Here is an 18473-nt window from a genome sequence, read left to right as displayed (position 1 = left end):
CCTCGGGGCATTCAGCGGAACGTGGCGAACCGGCGCACGGGCGAGCCGGCGAGGGCGAACCCGCCACCGAGGCGGACGGCGTCGGCGTCGACCTGCACCGCCCACAGACCGGGGTGGTCGTTGCCGACGAAGGGGATCGCGTAGGACTGCACGGCCGCGGTGACGAGGTCGAGCACGGCGAGCTGGTGGCGGGTCGTGAGGTAGAAGCGCGGCCCGAAGTGGCCGCCGGCGTAGACCTGGCCGCCGTGCACGGCGACGGTCTGCACGTCGCCGTCGGCGTTGCGGGTCCAGCGGGTGCGGGCGGTGACGGCCGACCAGTTCACGACCCGCCCGCCGGGTCCGCCGACCGCGGCCACCACGTTGTCGCCCGACAGCGTGAGGTCGAGCAGCGGGCAGTCGTCGCAGGCGGGGTTGGGCAGCCAATCCGTCGGGGCGCCGTCGGTGGCCGAGACCGCGGCGATGAACGAGCGGGGCTGGCTGCGGAGGGTGCGGAACGAGCCGCCGAGATAGAGCCGGTCGCCGTCCCGCGCCAGCGCGCGCACGCGCCCCTGGCCGACGCCCGCGTCGAACGTCGGGTCGGTCGAGCCGGTGCGGCCGTCGACCTCGGCCACGCCCACCCGTCGCACGCCACCGACCCGGGTGAAGTTGCCCGCGACGACCAGCTCGCCGTCACCGGCCACGAGGTCGCGCACCACGTCGTCCGCGGACGCCGCGAAGCCCGCCAGCGGCGCGCCGCCCGGCGTCAGCGCGGCGATGCGCTCGGCCCGACCGCCGCCGGCCCGCGTGAAGTCGCCGCCGGCGTAGACGGTGCCGTCGGCGCCCACGGCCAGGGCGCGGACCACGGCGTCGGCGCCGGGATTCCAGGGCAGCAGGGCACCGGTGTCGGCATCGACCGCGGCCAGGCGCGATCGCGCCGCCCGGGCACCGGTGGCGGGGTCGACCCACGAGGTGAAGGTGCCGCCCAGGTAGACGACGTCGCCCGAGACGACCATCGCGTAGACGGTGCCGTCGGTGGGGTACCAGCGCTGATCGGCCGTCGTCCCGTAGGCCTGCGCCGCCGGCGCGGGCACGACGGCGGTGACCAGCGCGCCGAGCAGGACGGCGGTCAGCAGCGCACCGACCGGCCGGCGGCGTCGCGGTCGCTCGCCCCGGTGACGGGGCGCCTCGGGACGCCGGGCGCCACCGCTGTGGGCCGGGAGCACCTGCCCTGTCGTGCCGTCACCCATGTCGGCCTCCTGATCGCTCGTCGCTCATTGTGGGTGGGCCGGGTGCTGGGTCTCGTGCCGCAAATAGGGGATCTGCGGGTCGGACGGCGCTCGCGCGGCGGGCCGCGGCGAGACGTAGCGCGCGACCAGCCAGAGGGGCACGACCCAGATCACGATGCGCACCACCGAGTCGGAGTCCCAGCCCAGGCCGAGCACGAACACGCCGACCATCACCGCGACGGCGCGGTTGTAGCCGTGGTCGGGACGCCGGCGCTGCTCCTTCGCGACCGCGCCGAGCAGCAGCCCCGAGAGCAGGCCGCCGAGCAGGAGCCCGACCCAGCCGAAGTTCAGGTACCAGAGCCCGGCGGCGCCCATCGGCCAGCCGTTGACCTTCTCCGGCTGGTAGTGCTGCCGGAACCAGCGGCCGGGGGCGATCGCGTCGGGCTTGTCGGCCCACACCAGCCGCGGCACGAGGGCCACGAAACCGGTGACGAAGTCCTCGCCCGCCCGCGGCTCGTTGTGCGCGGGCCAGTCGCGGAAGGCGAGCATGGCGGCGTCGAAGTAGGTGGCGTTGGTGGCGAGCGACATCTGTCGCGCCGGCCCGGCCTCGGCGTACACGTCGAGCACCTCGCCCTGCGTGAGGTCGTCGCGCACGATGCGCAGCGTGCCCGCGGTGGCCACCACGAGCACGACGGCGAGCGCGAGCCGCACCACGACGGCGCCGCGCGGGCGGGACGACCGCGAGCCCGCGGCCGGCGTCGGAGCACTGCTTTCGGACCGCCGCCGGCGCAGGCCCAGGATGACCGTGGCGGCGATGACGACCAGCACGCTGCGCGAGCCCCAGAGGAAGACCGCGAACGCGTCGACCACGGCGCACGCCAGGCCCAGGGCGGCCACGGTGCGCCGTCCGGGACGGCCCGCGGCCTCGAGGAACGTCGCCACCGAGACCACCGCGCCGATCGAGGGGAGCATCCGCAGCACGAAGAGCCCGGCGAGCGCCTTGTCGAACTTGGCGGCGGCGATCAACCCGCCGACTCCCCCGTGCCGGGCCAGGAGGACCGCCGAGACCACGACGGCGCCGGCGGTGAGCCAGAGGCTGACCTTCAGCAGCCGGTCGAGCGACACGTCGTGCCGGCCGAAGCACGGCCCCCACCCCGGCAGCCCCGACGACCACCACAGGGCCGTGCCGGCCAGGGTGGCGCCGAGGAACACCACCACGCCGAGGGTCGTGGTCGCGAGCACCCCGGTCGTGTCGCTGGCGAAGAACTGCTGCTCGGGTGCCGGTCGGTCGAGACCGAGCACGAACAGCACCGGGCGCAGCCCGTAGAACTGGCAGAACACCAGCAGGTAGACGAGCACGACGTCGGTCGCCGAGCGCACCATCGACCCGCCCACGACGATGATCAGCACCGCCAGCAGGCAGGTGACCACCACGCCCGCGGCGCTGAGCGTCATCCCGGTCCGCCTCGTCGACTCACGCGGTGCGCTGCACGTCGAGCGCGGCTCGCGACCCGCGTCCCTCGACGCGGGCCTCGTAGGTCTGCACCTGGCTGTCGGCGACCGGGTGGTCGACGAAGACGCCGGCGACCGACCCGCTCGAGAGCTGGAACATCCGGTCGACCAGGCTCGCCGCGTCGCGCCGGTGCGACGTGCCGTGGCGGAAGACGAGCAGGGTGAGGTCGACGGAGTCGTTGAGCTCGAGGCCGTCGGCCACGATCATCGGCGGGACGTCGACCACCACCAGGTCGGCCGACTCCCGCAGCGACGCCAGCATGGCGTGCATCCGGTGCGAGGCCAGCAGCTCGGTCGGGTTGGGCGGCACCGTGCCGCACGGGATGACGCCGAGGTGGTCGATCCCGACGTCGAACGGCGTCGGCTCGGCCCCCGGGTCGGCGAGCAGGTCGGAGAGGCCCGGCAGGCCGGGGTCGAGGCCGAACCGGCCGGCGAGGCTCCCGCGCCGGAGGTCGGCGTCCACCAGGGTCACGCGCTGCCCGACCCGGGCCACGGCGACCGCGAGGTTGGCCGCGACCGTGCTCTTGCCCTCCAGCGGCCGCGCCGAGGCGACCATCACGACCGGGGCGCCCTCCCCGCGCTCCCGGGTCGAGAGCAGGAAGCGGACGTTGACCCCCAGCCCGCCGAAGGCCTCGCCCGCGGCGGAGTGCCCCGCGACGACCGAGACGAGCCGGGCGTCGAAGCGGTCGTCGTCCCAGCGCGGGATCGTCGCGAGCAACGGGCTGCCGCGCAGCGCCTGCCGCACGGCCTGCGGCTCGTAGACGATGTCGTCGAACCGGTGCCGCAGCAGGGCCGCCCCGATGCCGAGGATCAGTCCGATGACCGCGGCCAGGCCGAGGTTCAGCCACACCCGCGGCGTGGCCGGTGTCGCGGGCGGCTCGGCCTCGGTGATGACGCGGCCGCCCGTGCTGTCGCCGCCCTGCGCCGCGAGGTCGAGGTCGTTGAGCTGCGCGCTGACCTGGCCCAGCTCGCCGAGCAGCTTCTGGCGCTCGGCGACCGCCTCGGGCGGTGCGCCCTTGGCGCTGTCGAGCACCTTCTCCACGGCCTGCAGCCGCGAGCTGATCGTCGACTGCCGGGTCGTGAGCAGGGTCCTGGTCTCCTGGTACAGCTGCTGGGAGCCGGCGGTGCGGTCGGTGAGGTAGGCGGCCGCCACGGCGTTCGCGATCGCGGCGGCGTCGTCGGGGTCGCTCGCCGAGGCCGTGATGCGCAGGATCCGGGACGGGCCGACCGGCTCGACGGTCATGCTGCGGGCGAGGTCGACCCCCTCCGGCAGGCCGAGGTCGGCGATGACGGCGTCCGCCACCCGCTGCGAGGTGACCACCTGCACCTGCGTGGCGACCTCCTCGTCGGTGATGCCGCCGGTGGTGGAGCGGGTCGCGTCGGCCGTCGTCGGCTCGATGAGCACCTCGGTGCTGCTGCGGTAGTCGGGCGTGCGCGTCAGCGAGTAGGCCAGCGAGCCCCCCGTGGTGAGCACCAGGACGACGACCACCAGCAGCCACCGGCGTCGCAGCGCCTGCAGGTGCGACCGGAGCCGCGCCCGGTCGGTCGCCTCCTCGGCCGCGCCGGTGCCCATCTGCTCCTCCGCCGACACCAGTCTCATGACCTGACCTCCAGGCGGTCCACCAGCGGACGCACCACGTCGTTGATCCGCGCGTAGACCTGCCGCCACGCCCGGTCGTGCGCGCCGACGGGGTCGACGACGTCCTCGGCCTCGGCGGCGGGCTGCACCCGCGGCCGGCGCCGGTGCGCGGTCACGGCCAGGCCGGCCATGGTCGTCGGCTCGTCGGGGGCGTCGGCCAGCAGCCGGCCGACCTCGAGGAGCGTGAAGGTGCGGGGCACGGCGTCCGGCGCCAGGTGCGCGAGGGCGCGCCGCTGGGACTCGGTCATCGTGAGCACGATCGCGGTGCCGGCCAGGGTGCGGCCGTTGACGGACTTCGCGCGGTGGCCGCTGAGGTCGACCCCGCGCAGCCGGGCGAGGTGGACGGCGGCCTCGACCGGCGGCGCGCCGGCCTCGCGGACGCGCAGGCCCGCCGTCCGGACGGCGATGCTGCGGATGCCGCGCGCCTCGAGCGCCATCTCGAACAGGGCTGCGGCCAGCGGGCTCCGGGCCCGGTTGCCGTCGCAGACCAGGAGGATGCGGCCGCGAGCGGTGCTCATCGGTCGGCCTCCGGCTCGAGCAGCTGGTCGGGCACGGCGACGTGGAGCACCGACGAGGTGGCCCCCTCGCTGCCGACCAGCACCGACAGGCCGTCGGCGGTCCACGCCAACGACTCCCCCTGCGGCTGCGCCGGCAGGTCGACGACGACCGGGCGTGCGTCCCAGGCGGAGAAGAAGAGCACCCGTCTCGTCGTGCGCAGGGCGTAGAGCGACCCGTCGGGGCTGTAGCCCCCGCTCGTCACGGCGCCCGGTGCCGCAGCCACCAGGCGCAGCACCTGCGGGGCGCGGCCGGAGCCGCCGCTCGTGGTGAGGGGCTCGTCGGCGCAGTGGATCTCGCCGTCCTCGGCCTTGGTGACCACGCACAGCCGGTCGGTGCGCGGGTCGACCAGCACGGCCTCGGCGTTGGCGGGGCCGGTGTCGTAGCGGAAGCGGCTGGCCACGGTCCGCACCGTCTGGTCGTCCAGCACCTCCGGCTCGGGGAAGGTGTAGAGGGTGACGTCGGCCCGCTCGGCGTCGTTGTCGCCGATGTCGGCGACGAGCACGTGGCCGTCGGCCGTGACGGCGACGTCCTCCCAGTCGACGTTGCGGGCGCCGCCGACCTGCAGGGTCGCGACCGTCTCGCCGTCGGGGCCGACCGCGTAGACCACCGGGCCACCGCCGCGGTCGTTGACCGTGTAGACGACGTCGGGGTGCACGACCCCGAGCGCGAGGCCGCTCGACTCGGTGATCGCCGGGTCGCGCAGCACCACGGCCGGCTCGGCGGCGTCGGTGGCGACCGGCTCCGCGGCCGCACGGGGCAGGTCGGGCGGCGTCGCGGCGCACCCCGCGGCGGCGATCCCGCCGAGGACGGTGAGCGCGGCGCGGGCCACGGGCCTCACGACCGCCAGCCCGGCGGCACCGGTCGGCCGAGCTCGGCCTCGAGCCGGTCGAGGTCGTCGTGGAAGCGGCGTCCCAGCGCGAGCCGCACCTCGGCCGGCGCCCCGGCCGGGCGCAGGTTGAGGTTGCGCACCCGCTCGCGGGCCCCGAACGGGACGGTGCGCTTGACGACCGTGCGCAGCGTGCTGCTGCGCGAGGCCCGGTGCAGGGCGGCGGCGACCGTCACCGAGCGCTCTCGTCCCGACGCGTTGACGCGCGTCCCGGCGCCGGCCACCGGCAGCTGCCTCACGCCGATGAAGCGCTGGACGGCGGCCGTCGTCCCCTCCTGGTCGGCGACCAGGTCGTCGTACCACCAGACGCCGACCTGGTCGGGCCCGAGGGTCCGGCGCAGGGCGGCCACGCTCTCGGCGTACCGGCTCATCCGCAGGTAGTGCCACAGGTGGTGCCAGCCGGCCCGCACCCGCTCGTCCTCGAGCGCGACGGCGTCGAGGAAGGCGCGCACCGGCTCGAAGCCCCGGTTGCGCAGGTACTGGTGGCTCGAGTAGGCCCGGTCCACCGGGTCGCGCAGCAGCACCACCACGCGGGCCTCGGGGTTGAGCCGCTGGAGCCGGGTGGCGGACCGCTCGGGGTGGTAGAGCACCGAGACCGAGGCCTCCCCGACGGCCCGGGCGCGGCCGGCCCGGTCGAACAGCGCGAGGTAGGTCTGCATGTCGCGCACCGTGGTGCGGTTGACGGTCTCGGCGTCACCGGGACCGGTGAAGGCCACCGCGCGGTCGCCGAGCGCGAGGTAGTGCGGCTCCTTCGGACGGCTCACGAAGACGTCGGGGTGGGCCCGCAGCGACTCGGCCATGGCGGTCGTGCCGGCCCGGGCCGCCCCCGCGATGACGAAGGTAGGCGCGGTCACCGCGCGACCCCGGCGCGCACGCGCCCGGCCGGGTCGCCGGCGGCGGGGACCGTGACGCGGAGAGCGGACGGCGGGGCGACCCGCACGTCTCGCGCGTAGGCGCGGTCGAGACGGCCGAGCACCCCCTCGACGTCGAACAGCTCGACCGCGCGGGCGCGGGCCGCCTCCCGCTCCCGGGCGAGGATGCTGGGGTCGACGAGCCGCTCCCGGCAGGCGTCGAGCAGCGCCGTCAGGTCACCGTGCCCGACGACGGCCCCCGCGGTGGGCCGACCCAGCGGCGCGACCGCCTCGCGGACGCCGTTGACCTCGGTCGTGACGACGGGCAGCCCGCAGGCGAGCGCCTCGGCCATGGCGACCGACTGGCCCTCGTAGCGCGAGGCCATCACGAGCACGTCCGAGGCGTGCAGCCACGGGCGGACGTCGTCCGTGGCGTCGAACCAGCGCAGCGACCCGCCCCACGTGTGGCGGGCCGCAGCACGCACCGCACGGGGGTCGCCGGCGCCCAGCAGCACGAGGGTGGCGTCCGGGATCGGCGCCTCCTCCCAGGCCGCGGCCAGCTCCTCCTGGCCCTTCTGCCGGCACAGGCGGCCGACGCAGAGCAGCACCGGCCGGCGCGGCACCGGCGGTCGCCAGCTCGGGTGGTAGCGCTCGGTGTCGACGGGCAGGCCGACGACGTGCCCCCGCCCGTCGCCGACGGGCAGCCCGTGAGCGCCGCCCTCGGCCAGCTCGTCGTGGCAGTTGACCACCACGGCGTCGGTGCGGTGCCACGCCCGGCGCTCCCACGCCGCGACCGCCCGCTCGCCCCCGCGACCCGCGGCCGCCGCTGCGGTGAAGGCCCAGCTGTGGGGCTGGTACACGACCCGCACGCCCGGCGGCAGGTGGGCCACGCGGCCGAAGATGCCGGGGAAGAACGAGTGGAGGTGCGCCACGTCGGGAGCGATCTCCCGCGCGGCCACCCGCAGCGTGGCGCTGGCGACGCGCCACTGGCTGGGCCGCCGCTGCGGCGCCCACGGGTGGCACACGATGCGGCTGTCGCGCTTGGCGAGGGCCGCCAGCGCGGGCAGCGGTGCGAGCACGTGCACCTCGTCGCCGCGGGCGACCTGGTGGGCGGCGATGGTCTCGACGAGCGTCAGCACCCCACCGTGGGTGACCTCGCAGACGTGCAGGATCCTCATGTTCCCTCCTTCGTCAGCTCGCGGTAGACCTGCTCCAGCGAGCGCAGGCTGGCCCGAGCGGTGTGGTCGCGCAGGTAGAGCTCTCGGGCGGCCCGCGAGCGGCCGGCCCTCAGGTCGGGGTCCTCGTGCAGGCGGCGCACGGCGTCGGCGAGGGCGACGGGGTCGCCGGTGCGGAACGTGCTCGCGGCGCCGGCCGCGGCCGCGGTCGCGCAGATGTTCTCGAGGTCGGAGCACACCACCGGGGTGCCGGCCGCCAGCGCCTGCAGCAGCACCAGCGGCGGCCCCGCCTCGTACCACTCCGACGGGACGACGGTCATCGCCGCGCGGGCCTGCTCGGCCCGCACGGTGGCCTCGTCGCACCAGCCGCGGACGACGATCAGGGGGTTCACGGCGGCCTCGGCCTCGACGAGCGGCCGCAGCGGACCGTCGCCCAGCACGTGCAGCGGCACGTCGCGCACGGTGCGCCAGGCGGTGAGCAGCGTGCGCACGCCCTTCTCCTCCACCAGCCGCCCGACGAACAGCGCGGCGGTGCTGCGGGCCGAGGCGGGCAGCACGGGGCCGGGGTCGGCGACGCAGTTGGGTCGCACGGTGACCCGCTCGGCCGGCACGCCGTCGCGCACGAGGACGTGCTTGGCGAACTCGGTGAGCGGCAGGTAGCGGTCGACGCAGTGGCGCAGGGTGCCGCGGTGCACGGCGAGCGAGGTCGTCAGGGCCAGGCTGGCCGGCGCGCTGCCGTGGTAGCAGCGGTGGAGGACGCCGGCGACCTTCACCCGGCGTCCGACGCAGGCCTCGCAGGGCGTGCCGTCGCGCTGCAGCGTGCCGGCCACGCAGGAGTAGCGGAAGCCGTGCACCGTCGTCACCGTCGGCACCCCGTGACGCCGCGCGACCCGGAAGACCGCGGGCGAGAGCAGCGGGAACGGCGTGTGCACGTGCAGCACGTCGGTGCGGTGCTCGGAGAGCGTCCGGTCGAGTGCGGCCACGGCGCGTCGGTTCCAGACGGCGTCCACCGCCTCCCGGGTCGCCGCGACGCGACCCGCCGGCTCGGCGAGGTGCTGCACCACCTCGTGCCCGGCGGCCCGGAGCAGCTCGGCGTCGGAGTCGAGGACGGCGTCCGCCCCGCCCCGGGTGGCGTGGCGGCTGTGGGCCTGCAGGACGCGCACGGGCCTCACGCCGCCGTCCGCGCGAGCAGGCCGGGCCGCGGCCGCAGCGTGACGTGGGTGAGCACCCCGAGGTGCCGTCGGGCCTGCGCCCACATCGCCGCGTAGACCACCAGGGTCGAGGCGGCCGAGGCGGCGGCCAGCCCCACGACGCCCCAGGCCCAGGCCGAGACGGTGCAGACCGCGGCGCGCAGCACGACCCCGCCCCACTGCACCGCCGCGGCGCTGCCCTCGTGGTGGGTCATCGACAGCGTGATGCCCGACAGCCCCGAGACGGCGTTGGCGACGTAGCCGAGCGTGAGCAGCACGAGCACGGCCGCCGCGGTGGCGAAGCCCGGACCGGTGACCAGCCGCAGCACCTGGTGGGGCAGCACGACCAGCGGCAGGGCGAGCAGCACCGAGCCCACCAGGGCCAGCGTCGTCACGGTCCGCACCAGCGACTCGAGACGCTGCGGGTCGTGGCGCGCCGACAGCCGCGCCACCGCGGGAGAGACGACCGTGCCGAGCGCGGCGCTCGGCAGGAGCACGAGCTGGGCCAGGCGCTGGGCCGCGCCGAAGTGCGACGACGCCGTCACGCCGAGCAGCGCGGCGCACAGCCAGAGATCGATCGAGGCGTTCGCGAAGCCGCCCGCCTGCGAGACGGCGAAGCGCCAGTCGCGCCGGACGACGCCGCGCAGGTCGGCGACGAGGGTCCGGCTCACGCGCATGCGGCCCCACCGCCGGCGCAGCACCGCGTAGGCGAGCGGCAGCGGGAGGAGGTACCCGAGCGCGACGGCGGCGAGCGCGCCGGTGAGCCCCCACCCGGGCGCGGCGACCCAGACCGCCAGCACGAGCACGGCCTGCAGCGCGGCGACCAGCGCGCCGCCCGACCGGCCCTCGATCAGGGCGGCGAGCCGCGTGTGACCGAACCCGCGCAGGCACGCCCCGCACAGCTTCTGCTGGGCGCTCAGGTGCACCAGGGACCCGGCGAGCGCGGCCAGCAGCAGCTCGGGCCAGGTCGCCCGGGCACCGCGCAGCAGCCAGCAGACGACGGCGGTCAGCAGCGACGCCGCCGGCAGCACGATCACGTTGACGGCGGTGGCGCCGTCGCGCAGCCGCGCCAGCTCGTCGCGGTCGTCCGGTCCGAGCCGGGCGACCTCGCGCAGGCCCGACCGGTGCACCCCGACCAGCCCCGCCTGGCCGACCAGCCCGGTCGCGGTGACGACGACGAGGAACGCGCCGAGGTCGGCCGGGCCGAGCAGCCGGCCGGCGGCCGCGATGACGCCGAGGTAGCCGAGGATCGCGACGGCGTAGGAGCCCGCGAACCAGCGGGCCGAGTCGCTCAGCGAGCTGCTCGGGGCGCGGTGGGAGTGCTGGGCGACCACCGCCCGCCGCCGTGCCACGTCAGGCATGGGGTCCTGACGTGGCGACGACGGGCCGCGCGCGGGACGTGCGTCGCGGCGGCGGGCGGTGGTCATGCTGCGCAGCGTGCGGCTTGGCCCGCTCGGCGCACGCGAACCCCGGGGCCCAATACCCCAAACTGAGGAGCCCTCCGTGGGGGTGGTCCTCCGGGCCGTCGACGACGGTCGACGCGTCACCGTCGGCCGGTCACGGATCGCGCTGCTGCACCTGGATCACGAGGCCGTCGTCGGCGTCCGGTGTGGCGAGGTCGGCCGTCCAGCCCGCCTCGGTGGCGGACCCGCACGGCTGCGCGACGGCGTCGTCCGGTGCGAGGCACGCGACGTTGAGCACGTCCTGCCCCCGGGCGACGACCTCACGGCGCACGGGCCCCGTCGCGCCGCTGTAGGCGAGGCGGAGCGTCGGCACGAACGCGAGCCCGCGTCCGTCGACCGACCCGGTGCCGTCGTCGGCCGGCGCACTCAGGCGGTAGGAGACCTCGAACTCCCGCACCGGCCAGCTGAGCGGGACCTCGACCCCGTCCGGGCCCACGGCGGGCAGGCGGGCGACGGAGACGCCGCCCGTGGTGACGACGACGTCCAGGGCCTCCAGGTCGGGCCGCACCGCGGTCACGTCGGCCGAGACGCGCAGCGACGAGACCAGCCGGGTGCTGCGCACCTGGTAGGTGACCTCGACCTGGCCGCCGGTACCGATGACCGCGCGGATCGACTGGCGGTCGGGCGTCGCCACCATCCGTGCCCCGCCCGGGCCTGCGGCGTCCGGTGGCTTGACCGTACGCACGACGGCGACCACGAGCAGGCTGACGAAGGCGACCAGGACGACGACGAGGACGGCGGCCGCCACCAGGCCGGCCAGCACCGACCGTCGCGCGTCGCGCGACACGATCGTCACGGCGTCCGCCGGGGGCCGACGCCGCCGACGGGTGACGCCGTCAGCACCGCGAGGTTCTGGTAGCCGCCGTTCGCGGCGTCGTACGGCGGGGCGCACGTGACGAGGGTCAGGCGGCGGCGTCCCTCCGGCGACCGCAGCCACGGCCGGGTGCCGAAGGAGGCCTTGGGCACCGTGCGGACGGAGGCGAGCACGTAGGTCTGCGTCAGGTGCCTCGAGCGCAGCACGAGCCGGTCGCCGGTGCGGGCCCGCAGCAGGGAGGCGAACGGTCCGAGGCCCTGCTCGACGGAGTCGACGTGCGCGGCGAGGAGCGTGCTGCCGAAAGGGTCGCCGAGACGGGCACCACCGGGCCACCAGCCTGCCTCGCGGATGTCGGTCGGCACCTCGAGCCGGCCGCGCGGCGAGGTGGTGGCGGGTCTCACCGGCACGGGTCGGCCGTCGGGCAGGACGACGAGCACGGGCGGCTCGGGTTCTGGTGCGCCGACCCGCTGTGCCGTCTGGGCGTCCCGCAGCCGTGGGGCCGTGGTCGGCCCGGAGTCGGGGGTGGCGGGGGCGGCGGACGGCGTCGGGTCGGTGGGCGGGTCGGCTGGCTGGCCTCCCCGCGGACCGCTGCCCGTGCCGCCGCAGGCGGACAGCACGAGCACGACGGCCGGCGCCCAGGCTCCGCACCCGCGTCGCCGTCGTGGGGTCGCAGGGTCGCGCGCGCGGCGCCGTCCCATCACCCGAGGCCGGGCAGTCGCCAGTCGGCGACCAGGCCCGCCGACCCGGTGTCCACGCGTCGGGGCGGCTCGCTGCCGTCGTCGCGCAACGGGGTGCGGCGCAGGATGACGTCCATCGACCGGAGCCGCGGGTTGCCGACGGCGTAGATCGAGGTGGTGGTGCGCGCGGTGAGGACGACGTCGAGCGGACCGAGGATCGGTGGCCCGTCGATCCCGCTCGGCAGCAGCGCGACGCGGTGGCGTCCGGCCGGCACGTCGGCCTCGGCGTACTCCCCGTTCGCGATGTTGGTGAAGACCAGCTTGCCGTCGACGCTGACGTCGGCCGGTGCGGTGGTGGCGGTGTGGGCGAGCACGACGCGGGCCTTGCCCGGGCCGATCGGCTCGGTCGACACCGGGTAGACGCTCACGACGGGGTCGCCGTCGACGGAGGCCGGCAGGTGGACGACGACGTCGTTGCGGGTGCCGGCCGCGACGTCGACCGAGGCGGCGACGCGGCCGTCGGCGAAGCTGAACTGCACGTCGTGGTCGCCCGGCGACAGCCGCACCATGGGCACGACCTCGCCCTCGGACACCCCGGTGCCCACCGGCTCGCCGTCGACGGAGACCGCCATCTCGACCCCCGGCACCGCCTGCACGACCGCGACAGTCGCGACGTCGTCCGCGGGTCCGACCTCGTCAGTGGCTGTCCTGACCGCGGCCGGGCCGCCCGTGCCCACGGCCGGCGCGGCGGCGATCGCGAGGATGACCGCGACCAGTCCCAGCAGTCGACGTGTCCTCATCGCGAACCCCCACACGTGCTGCACCGGCGCATCGTCGAGATGGTCCACGGCGAACCGGGGCTCGTCCGCTCCCGGGCGCGCATATCCCCTCGATTGGGGAGGCGAAGGCCCCCACCGCGGTCCAGGTGCCCGCACCACCGCCGCCGGGATCGGATGCCTGGCCCCGTGGTGTTCGCGCCCTCTGCCGTAGGACTGCTCAAGCAGGCACCACTGACACGTTCGCGGCCAGAATCCCGCTCAACCACGGGCTTGCGGACAACTCCGAGCGATGACGCCGGACCGCTCTGACCGCCGCGATCAGGCGACGGTGGTGACGCTCGGGAGGTCCCCGGTCCCGGACTAGGTTGGGCCCCATGGCGGCCGGCGCGACGATGCACACGTTCGAGGTCGAGCTGGCCGACGCGGATCGCGGCGTCTACGAGGAGTTCACGCTGCGCGCGGCGCGGCACCCGTCAGAGACCGAGGGGTACCTCGTGACGCGTGTGCTCGCCTACTGCCTCGAGTACGAGGAGGGCATCACGTTCAGCGAGGGCATCTCGGCGACCGACGCCCCGGCGGTGCTGGTGCGTGACCTGAGCGGGACGCTGCTCGCCTGGATCGAGGTCGGCGCACCGGATGCCGCGCGGCTGCACACGGGCAGCAAGGCTGCCGAGCGCTCGACGGTCTACACCCACCGCGACCCGGCCAAGGTGCTCGCGCAGTGGGCAGGAGCGAGGATCCACCGCGCCGCCGAGATCGTGCTGCACAGCTTCGATCCCGGGTTCGTCGATGCAGCGGTGGACGCGATGGAGCGCCGCAACACGATCACGCTCACCGTGACGGAGCGGCAGCTCTACCTGGAGCTGAACGGCGTGCACCTCTCGTCGGCGGTGCACGACCACCCGATCAGCTAGCGGGAGCGACGTCCCATTGCCGCGCCTGTCGACGGGCGGGGTCCGCCCAGTTGCACCTACTGGTGCACCATCACCACCCGCCCCCGCTCCGCCTCGGTCCCGGCGTCGGTGACCTCGTCGAGGTCGAGCTGCACCCGGTGGATCAGCCCCTCGAACGCGTTGCGCACGGGCGGGTAGTCGTCGACGACCGGGGTGCCGCGGTCGACGCCGACGTTGAAGGTCTCGTCGAAGGAGAAGTAGTAGGCGGTGGTGGTGGGGATGCGGCCGGTGCCGACCTGGGCGCCGTCCACCTCGAGGGTGACGTCGGCACCGCTGCCGGGCGGGCCGCCGTCGTAGTCGAAGCGGACGACGACGTCGTGGCGGCCGGGGAGCATCGGCTTGCCGCCGCGGACGACGGTAAGGTCGCGGCCGACGAAGTTGTAGGCGTAGTGCGGCACCCCGCGCACGACGTACAGCGACCACCCACCGAACCGACCGCCCTGCGCGACCAGCACGCCGCTGTGGCCCGACATCAGCTCGAGGTCGGCGGTGACGACGTGCGAGCGGTTCTTCACGTTCGGCGCCGCCTCCTCGGTGAGCCGGCCGACGCGCGGGCCGAAGGCCAGTGACGAACGGCCGAGGTGCAGGTCGAGGCGGCCGGCGACCTCGGGGTTCTCGCGCTCGGTGACCCGGTCGTCGAGCGGGTAGACGTGGAAGCGCTCGGCCTCGTAGTCGAAGACCTCCTGCAGCCGGGCCAGCCGCTGCGGGTGCTGCGCGGCGACGTCGACCGCCTGGCTCCAGTCCTCGGAGTGGTCGTAGAGCTCCCACACGTCGTCCTCGAAGGCCCGCTTGTCGGACGTGACCATCTCCCACGGGATGCCGTGGCGGGTGACCGCCGTCCAGCCCTCGTGGTAGATCCCGCGGTTGCCGATCATCTCGAAGTACTGCGTCGTGTGCCGTTCGGCCGCGTCGGCGTCATCGAAGGTGTAGGCGAAGCTGGTGCCCTCGATCGGCTGCTGCGGCACCCCGCCCACCGTCTCGGGCTCGGGCACGCCGGCCGCCTCCAGGATCGTCGGCAGGACGTCGATGACGTGGCTCCACTGGTGCCGCACCTCGCCGCGCGACCGGATGCCGTTGCCCCAGCGCACGATCATCCCGTCGCGCGTGCCGCCGAGGTGCGCGATCTGCTTGGTCCACGGGTACGGCGTGTTCATCGCCAGCGCCCAGCCGGCCGGGTAGATCGCGTACGTCGTCGGGTCGCCGAGCGAGTCGAGGCGGGCGGCCATGTCGGCGGTGTCGTCCTGGATGCCGTGCCCCACCAGGTGCTCGCGGAACGTGCCGCGCGGCCCGCCCTCGCCCGACGCGCCATTGTCGCCCAGCAGGTAGAGGATCAGCGTGTCCTCCAGGACGCCCATGTCGTCGAGGGCGTCGACCAGCCGCCCCACCTGCGCGTCGGCGTGCTCGGCGAAGCCGGCGTAGGTCTCCATGAACCGCGCCGCCACGCGCCGCTCGGTCTCGTCGAGCTCGTCCCAGTGCGGCACCCCCAGCGCCCACGGCGCCAGCCGCGCGTCGTCCGGGACGACGCCCAGCTGCTTCTGGCGCGCCAGCGTCGCCTCGCGCTGCGCGTCCCACCCGCCGTCGAAGCGACCGGCGTACTTGTCGCGCCACTCGGGCGCCACGTGGAACGGCGCGTGCGTCGCACCCAGCGCCACGTAGGTGAAGAACGGCCGGTTCGGCGTGATCGCCTGCTGGTTCTCGATCCACGAGATCGCGTGCTCCACCAGGTCCTCGGTGAGGTGGTAGCCGTCCTCCGGCAGCCGGTCGGGCTCGACGGCGTACCGCCCCTGGTAGAGCTGCGGGTACCAGTGGTTCATCTCGGCGCCCATGAAGCCGTAGAAGTAGTCGAACCCCTCCCCCATCGGCCACCGCGGGAACGGCCCCGACGGGCTCACCTCCACCGGCGGCGTCTGGTGCCACTTGCCGATCGCGGCGGTGCAGTAGCCGTTGCCGCCCAGGATCTGCGCGATCGTCGCCGCGGACGCCGGCCGGTAGCCGTGGTAGCCGGGCTCCGGCGTCGACATCTCGCTCGTCACGCCCATGCCCACCGAGTGGTGGTTGCGGCCGGTCATCAGCGCCTGCCGCGTCGGGCTGCACAGCGGCGTCACGTGGAACCGGCTGTAGCGCAGCCCCTCGTCGGCCAGCCGCTGCGCCGTCGGCATCTCGCACGGGCCGCCGAACGGGGACGACGCCCCGAACCCCATGTCGTCGACCAGCACGATCACCACGTTCGGCGAGGTGGACGGCGCCTCCACCGGTCGGATCGGGCGGGTGCCGGTGTCGACGTCGAGCGGCAGGCGGGTGCGGTCGGGCACGGGGCAACTGTGGGGCAGGGGTGGTGGGGGCGCAACGACGGGGGTGGGTGCGGCGCCGTTCGACGCGCTCAGCCAGTCTCGGCGCGACTACCCCCACGGCCGCCGCGCGTCGTCGACAGACGGTGCTTGTCGCCGTCGCGATAGATCGTCCCCTTCGACACGTGCATCAGGACGTTGCCGTCGGCATCGCTGACTTCGACGTAGTGGTTGTAGCCCGGCGGGTCGACCTCCTCGAACGTTGCGGCGCCGGTGGCGTCGAGGTGCTCCTGGATGACGGCGCGGTCCTCGTCGGTCCACCGCCGGTTGAACTGCAGGAACTCGGCTCGGCTCAGGGGTGTGCGCTTGGTGCTGGGCTCGGTCACGGCGCGATGGTGTCAGCCACCGGCCTCTTGTGAGGTGGTGATCGTCGCGATGACCCTCACCGTCGCGGCACCGGCGCCGGGGGCTCGCGATGGACGAGGGTGTGGTGGCGGGGGCAGTAGAGGCGGGCGTCGCGGACGTTGGTGTGGCCGCCGGTGTGCCAGGGCTGGTCGTGGTGGACGTGACAGAGCCAGGCGGGGACGTCGCAGCCGGGGGCCTGGCAGTGGCGTTGGGTGACGGCGAGGGCGAGGCGTTGGGCCTGGGTGTGGAACCGCTGCTGCCGTCCGACGTCAACGGGTTGTGAAGCGCCGTCGAGGACCATGGGCACGAGCCCGGCCTCGCAGGCGAGCCGGCGGACGGCGCAGGCGCTGAGTCGGCCGCCGGTGTCGATGGTGGCGGCGCCGAGGCCGCCCTCGAGCGTGTCGAGGGTCATGGTGACTACGACGGTCGCGTTGATACCGCCGGCGTGGGGGAGCTTGTCGGCGGGGTAGCGGGTGACGTACTCGGCGAAGGCCTGGCCGAGGCGTTCGGGGCTGGGTCGGGTGCGGCCGTAGGTCTGGCCGACTGCTCGCTGGTGCTTGGGGGCGGCGATCGCGGTGAGTGCCTTGCGGAGCATCCCGCCCTCCAGGGCCGGGAGCGTGAACCGGCCGCGGACGGTGCCGGTGCCGTCGTCCCACATCGAGAACGAGGTCGCTCTCGCGGCGGCCTTCTCCTCGGCTTCGAGGAGGGCGGCTTCGTGGGCGTCGGCGGCGGCAGGGTCGACGACCTCGAGGACGCGGCGGCCGAGGATCTTCAGCTCGCGGGCGTCGTGGTGCTCGGCCAGGCGGACCAGCTCTTTCTCGCAGCGTTGCCTTACCTCGGGCTGCTTCGGCAGCGCACTGACGGCGGCGCCGATCTCGGCGGCCTGGTCGGCGAGCATCTGCCCAGCCGACATGGACTCGCGCGTCGTCTCGAGGTCGGCCAGCACGCCGGCCAGGGCGACCCGGCGGCGCGCCTCGCGGCGCGTCATTCGGGTCGCGTGCGCCAGCCACGCCGCCGCCGAGGTGGCACCGACCTCGGCGAACGCCCCACTCGTATCGCCCTCGCTCAGCAGCCGCGCCTCGAGCTCGTCGAGCGCCGCCCGCGCCTGCGCGATGCCGACCAACGCCTCCCGCGTCTCCGATCCGCTCAAGGACCAGGCCGGGACGTCGGCCACGGTCCGCACCGCCGCCCGAGCACGCGCCACCGCCGCCGGGATCGGGTGCCCCGGTTCGTCGGTGTGCGCGTCCTTCGCCATGACCCCATTCAAGCCGCGACCACTGACAATTCGGGCCGGTGATCCCGCTCAACCACAGGGTTCTTGGGGATATTCTCGACCCTCGACAAGCACGGGCGCATCATGGATCCGTGGTTCGCACCGGTGCCCGCGCGGCCGTCCTTGCCGACCAGCTCGAACGGGGTGGCCTGACGTCGAGTCCACGTCCTCCTGCGCCACGTCTCAGCCACCTCGACGACGACTCGGCCGAGCTGGTCGTGGGGCTCTACCGCGAGCTGGGCGGGGCGAATGAGCAGCCGACGCTCCGCCCTGGCGCCTGGGACCTGTGCGCCGGCGGCACCGTGATCGAGCTCGACGAGGAGCTGCACTTCAACCGCTACCGCGCGGCCACGCTCGAAGGCGAGTGGGCGGCGGCGCTGCCCTGGTGCGACGACTACCGCGAGCTGTGCGGCGTCCGGGAACCGGAGTGCCTCAGGGCTGCGACGTGGGGCAAGCGGTGGGCCAACCCGTCGAGCGACCGGCTGTTCGGCGGGTCCTCGCCGCCTGGCGACCTCGACGGAGGGCTCGGGGCGTCGCGGTGGAAGCAGCGCGCGCTGTACGACGCGTTCAAGGACGTCGTGGCGCTGACCACCGACCTGCGCCTGGCGCGGCTGTCGGTGTGGGACGACGTCGGCGGGCGGACGCTGGGCGAGATGCTGGAGGGGCGGGCCGAGGTCGATCCAGCCGAGGTGGTGGCGCTCGTCGTCCGGCGCGCGGTCTGAACCCTTCGACAAGCTCAGGGTCCGTGTGGGGCGTTCGCATTGACTGCCGGGTCCCTTCGACTGGCTCAGGGGTCCGTGTGGGG

The 18473-nt window shown here is 75.0% G+C and carries 17 protein-coding genes; 2 read left to right on the top strand and 15 right to left on the bottom strand.

Annotated elements, in window-relative coordinates:
* Positions 1-11: 11 nt before the first annotated feature.
* The 12 genes from ABEA04_RS02105 to ABEA04_RS02050 form a co-directional block, all read right to left on the bottom strand.
* A complete protein-coding gene (locus tag ABEA04_RS02105) occupies positions 12-1226 on the bottom strand; it encodes a hypothetical protein (RefSeq protein WP_345454040.1) in 1215 nt (404 codons plus the stop codon).
* Between the two features lie 24 nt (positions 1227-1250).
* Positions 1251-2660 (bottom strand): hypothetical protein, encoded by a 1410-nt coding sequence (locus ABEA04_RS02100; RefSeq protein ID WP_345454037.1) that lies wholly within the window; start codon positions 2658-2660, stop codon positions 1251-1253.
* Between the two features lie 19 nt (positions 2661-2679).
* A complete protein-coding gene (locus ABEA04_RS02095) occupies positions 2680-4317 on the bottom strand; it encodes a tyrosine-protein kinase domain-containing protein (RefSeq protein WP_345454034.1) in 1638 nt (545 codons plus the stop codon).
* Positions 4314-4874: an arsenate reductase/protein-tyrosine-phosphatase family protein gene (locus ABEA04_RS02090; protein WP_345454032.1), complete on the bottom strand. Its 561-nt coding sequence runs from the start codon at positions 4872-4874 to the stop codon at positions 4314-4316. Before ABEA04_RS02090 ends, ABEA04_RS02095 begins: the two co-directional genes overlap by 4 nt.
* Positions 4871-5752: an SdiA-regulated/phytase-like domain-containing protein gene (locus tag ABEA04_RS02085; protein ID WP_345454029.1), complete on the bottom strand. Its 882-nt coding sequence runs from the start codon at positions 5750-5752 to the stop codon at positions 4871-4873. Before ABEA04_RS02085 ends, ABEA04_RS02090 begins: the two co-directional genes overlap by 4 nt.
* Positions 5749-6654: a sulfotransferase gene (locus tag ABEA04_RS02080; RefSeq protein WP_345454027.1), complete on the bottom strand. Its 906-nt coding sequence runs from the start codon at positions 6652-6654 to the stop codon at positions 5749-5751. The genes ABEA04_RS02085 and ABEA04_RS02080 overlap by 4 nt, the downstream gene beginning before the upstream one ends.
* Complete coding sequence (locus ABEA04_RS02075; RefSeq protein ID WP_345454025.1) at positions 6651-7829, bottom strand: glycosyltransferase family 4 protein; 1179 nt, start codon at positions 7827-7829, stop codon at positions 6651-6653. Before ABEA04_RS02075 ends, ABEA04_RS02080 begins: the two co-directional genes overlap by 4 nt.
* Positions 7826-8998, bottom strand: a complete 1173-nt coding sequence (locus ABEA04_RS02070) for a glycosyltransferase family 4 protein (RefSeq protein ID WP_345454023.1) — start codon at positions 8996-8998, stop codon at positions 7826-7828. Before ABEA04_RS02070 ends, ABEA04_RS02075 begins: the two co-directional genes overlap by 4 nt.
* The gene (locus ABEA04_RS02065; protein WP_345454021.1) at positions 8995-10377 is read right to left on the bottom strand and encodes a lipopolysaccharide biosynthesis protein; all 1383 of its coding nucleotides are present in this window, start codon (positions 10375-10377) and stop codon (positions 8995-8997) included. The genes ABEA04_RS02070 and ABEA04_RS02065 overlap by 4 nt, the downstream gene beginning before the upstream one ends.
* A gap of 196 nt (positions 10378-10573) precedes the next feature.
* On the bottom strand, positions 10574-11275 hold the full coding sequence (locus tag ABEA04_RS02060; protein ID WP_345454019.1) for a hypothetical protein: 702 nt from the start codon (positions 11273-11275) through the stop codon (positions 10574-10576).
* Positions 11272-11916, bottom strand: a complete 645-nt coding sequence (locus ABEA04_RS02055) for a class F sortase (RefSeq protein ID WP_345454017.1) — start codon at positions 11914-11916, stop codon at positions 11272-11274. Before ABEA04_RS02055 ends, ABEA04_RS02060 begins: the two co-directional genes overlap by 4 nt.
* Before the next feature lie 74 nt (positions 11917-11990).
* Positions 11991-12770, bottom strand: a complete 780-nt coding sequence (locus tag ABEA04_RS02050) for a DUF4397 domain-containing protein (protein ID WP_345454015.1) — start codon at positions 12768-12770, stop codon at positions 11991-11993.
* Between the two features lie 353 nt (positions 12771-13123).
* Between ABEA04_RS02050 and ABEA04_RS02045 the strand changes: the two genes are divergently transcribed.
* Complete coding sequence (locus ABEA04_RS02045; RefSeq protein ID WP_345454013.1) at positions 13124-13663, top strand: YaeQ family protein; 540 nt, start codon at positions 13124-13126, stop codon at positions 13661-13663.
* A gap of 56 nt (positions 13664-13719) precedes the next feature.
* On the opposite strand, the gene ABEA04_RS02040 is transcribed toward ABEA04_RS02045, so the two are convergent.
* From ABEA04_RS02040 to ABEA04_RS02030, 3 genes are all read right to left on the bottom strand, one after another.
* On the bottom strand, positions 13720-16014 hold the full coding sequence (locus ABEA04_RS02040; RefSeq protein WP_345454010.1) for an arylsulfatase: 2295 nt from the start codon (positions 16012-16014) through the stop codon (positions 13720-13722).
* Positions 16015-16082: 68 nt separating this feature from the next.
* Complete coding sequence (locus ABEA04_RS02035; RefSeq protein ID WP_345454008.1) at positions 16083-16376, bottom strand: hypothetical protein; 294 nt, start codon at positions 16374-16376, stop codon at positions 16083-16085.
* Positions 16377-16432: 56 nt separating this feature from the next.
* Positions 16433-17650, bottom strand: a complete 1218-nt coding sequence (locus tag ABEA04_RS02030; protein ID WP_345454005.1) for an HNH endonuclease signature motif containing protein — start codon at positions 17648-17650, stop codon at positions 16433-16435.
* 38 nt (positions 17651-17688) lie between these two features.
* Here ABEA04_RS02030 and ABEA04_RS02025 point away from each other — a divergent pair, with 38 nt between their 5' ends.
* Positions 17689-18390 (top strand): DUF7255 family protein, encoded by a 702-nt coding sequence (locus ABEA04_RS02025; RefSeq protein ID WP_345454002.1) that lies wholly within the window; start codon positions 17689-17691, stop codon positions 18388-18390.
* Positions 18391-18473: the final 83 nt, after the last annotated feature.

Origin of the sequence: Nocardioides marinquilinus, assembly GCF_039543705.1 — a bacterium.
Lineage (GTDB): Bacteria > Actinomycetota > Actinomycetes > Propionibacteriales > Nocardioidaceae > Nocardioides > Nocardioides marinquilinus.
This window is presented reverse-complemented; position numbering and strand designations above follow the sequence as displayed.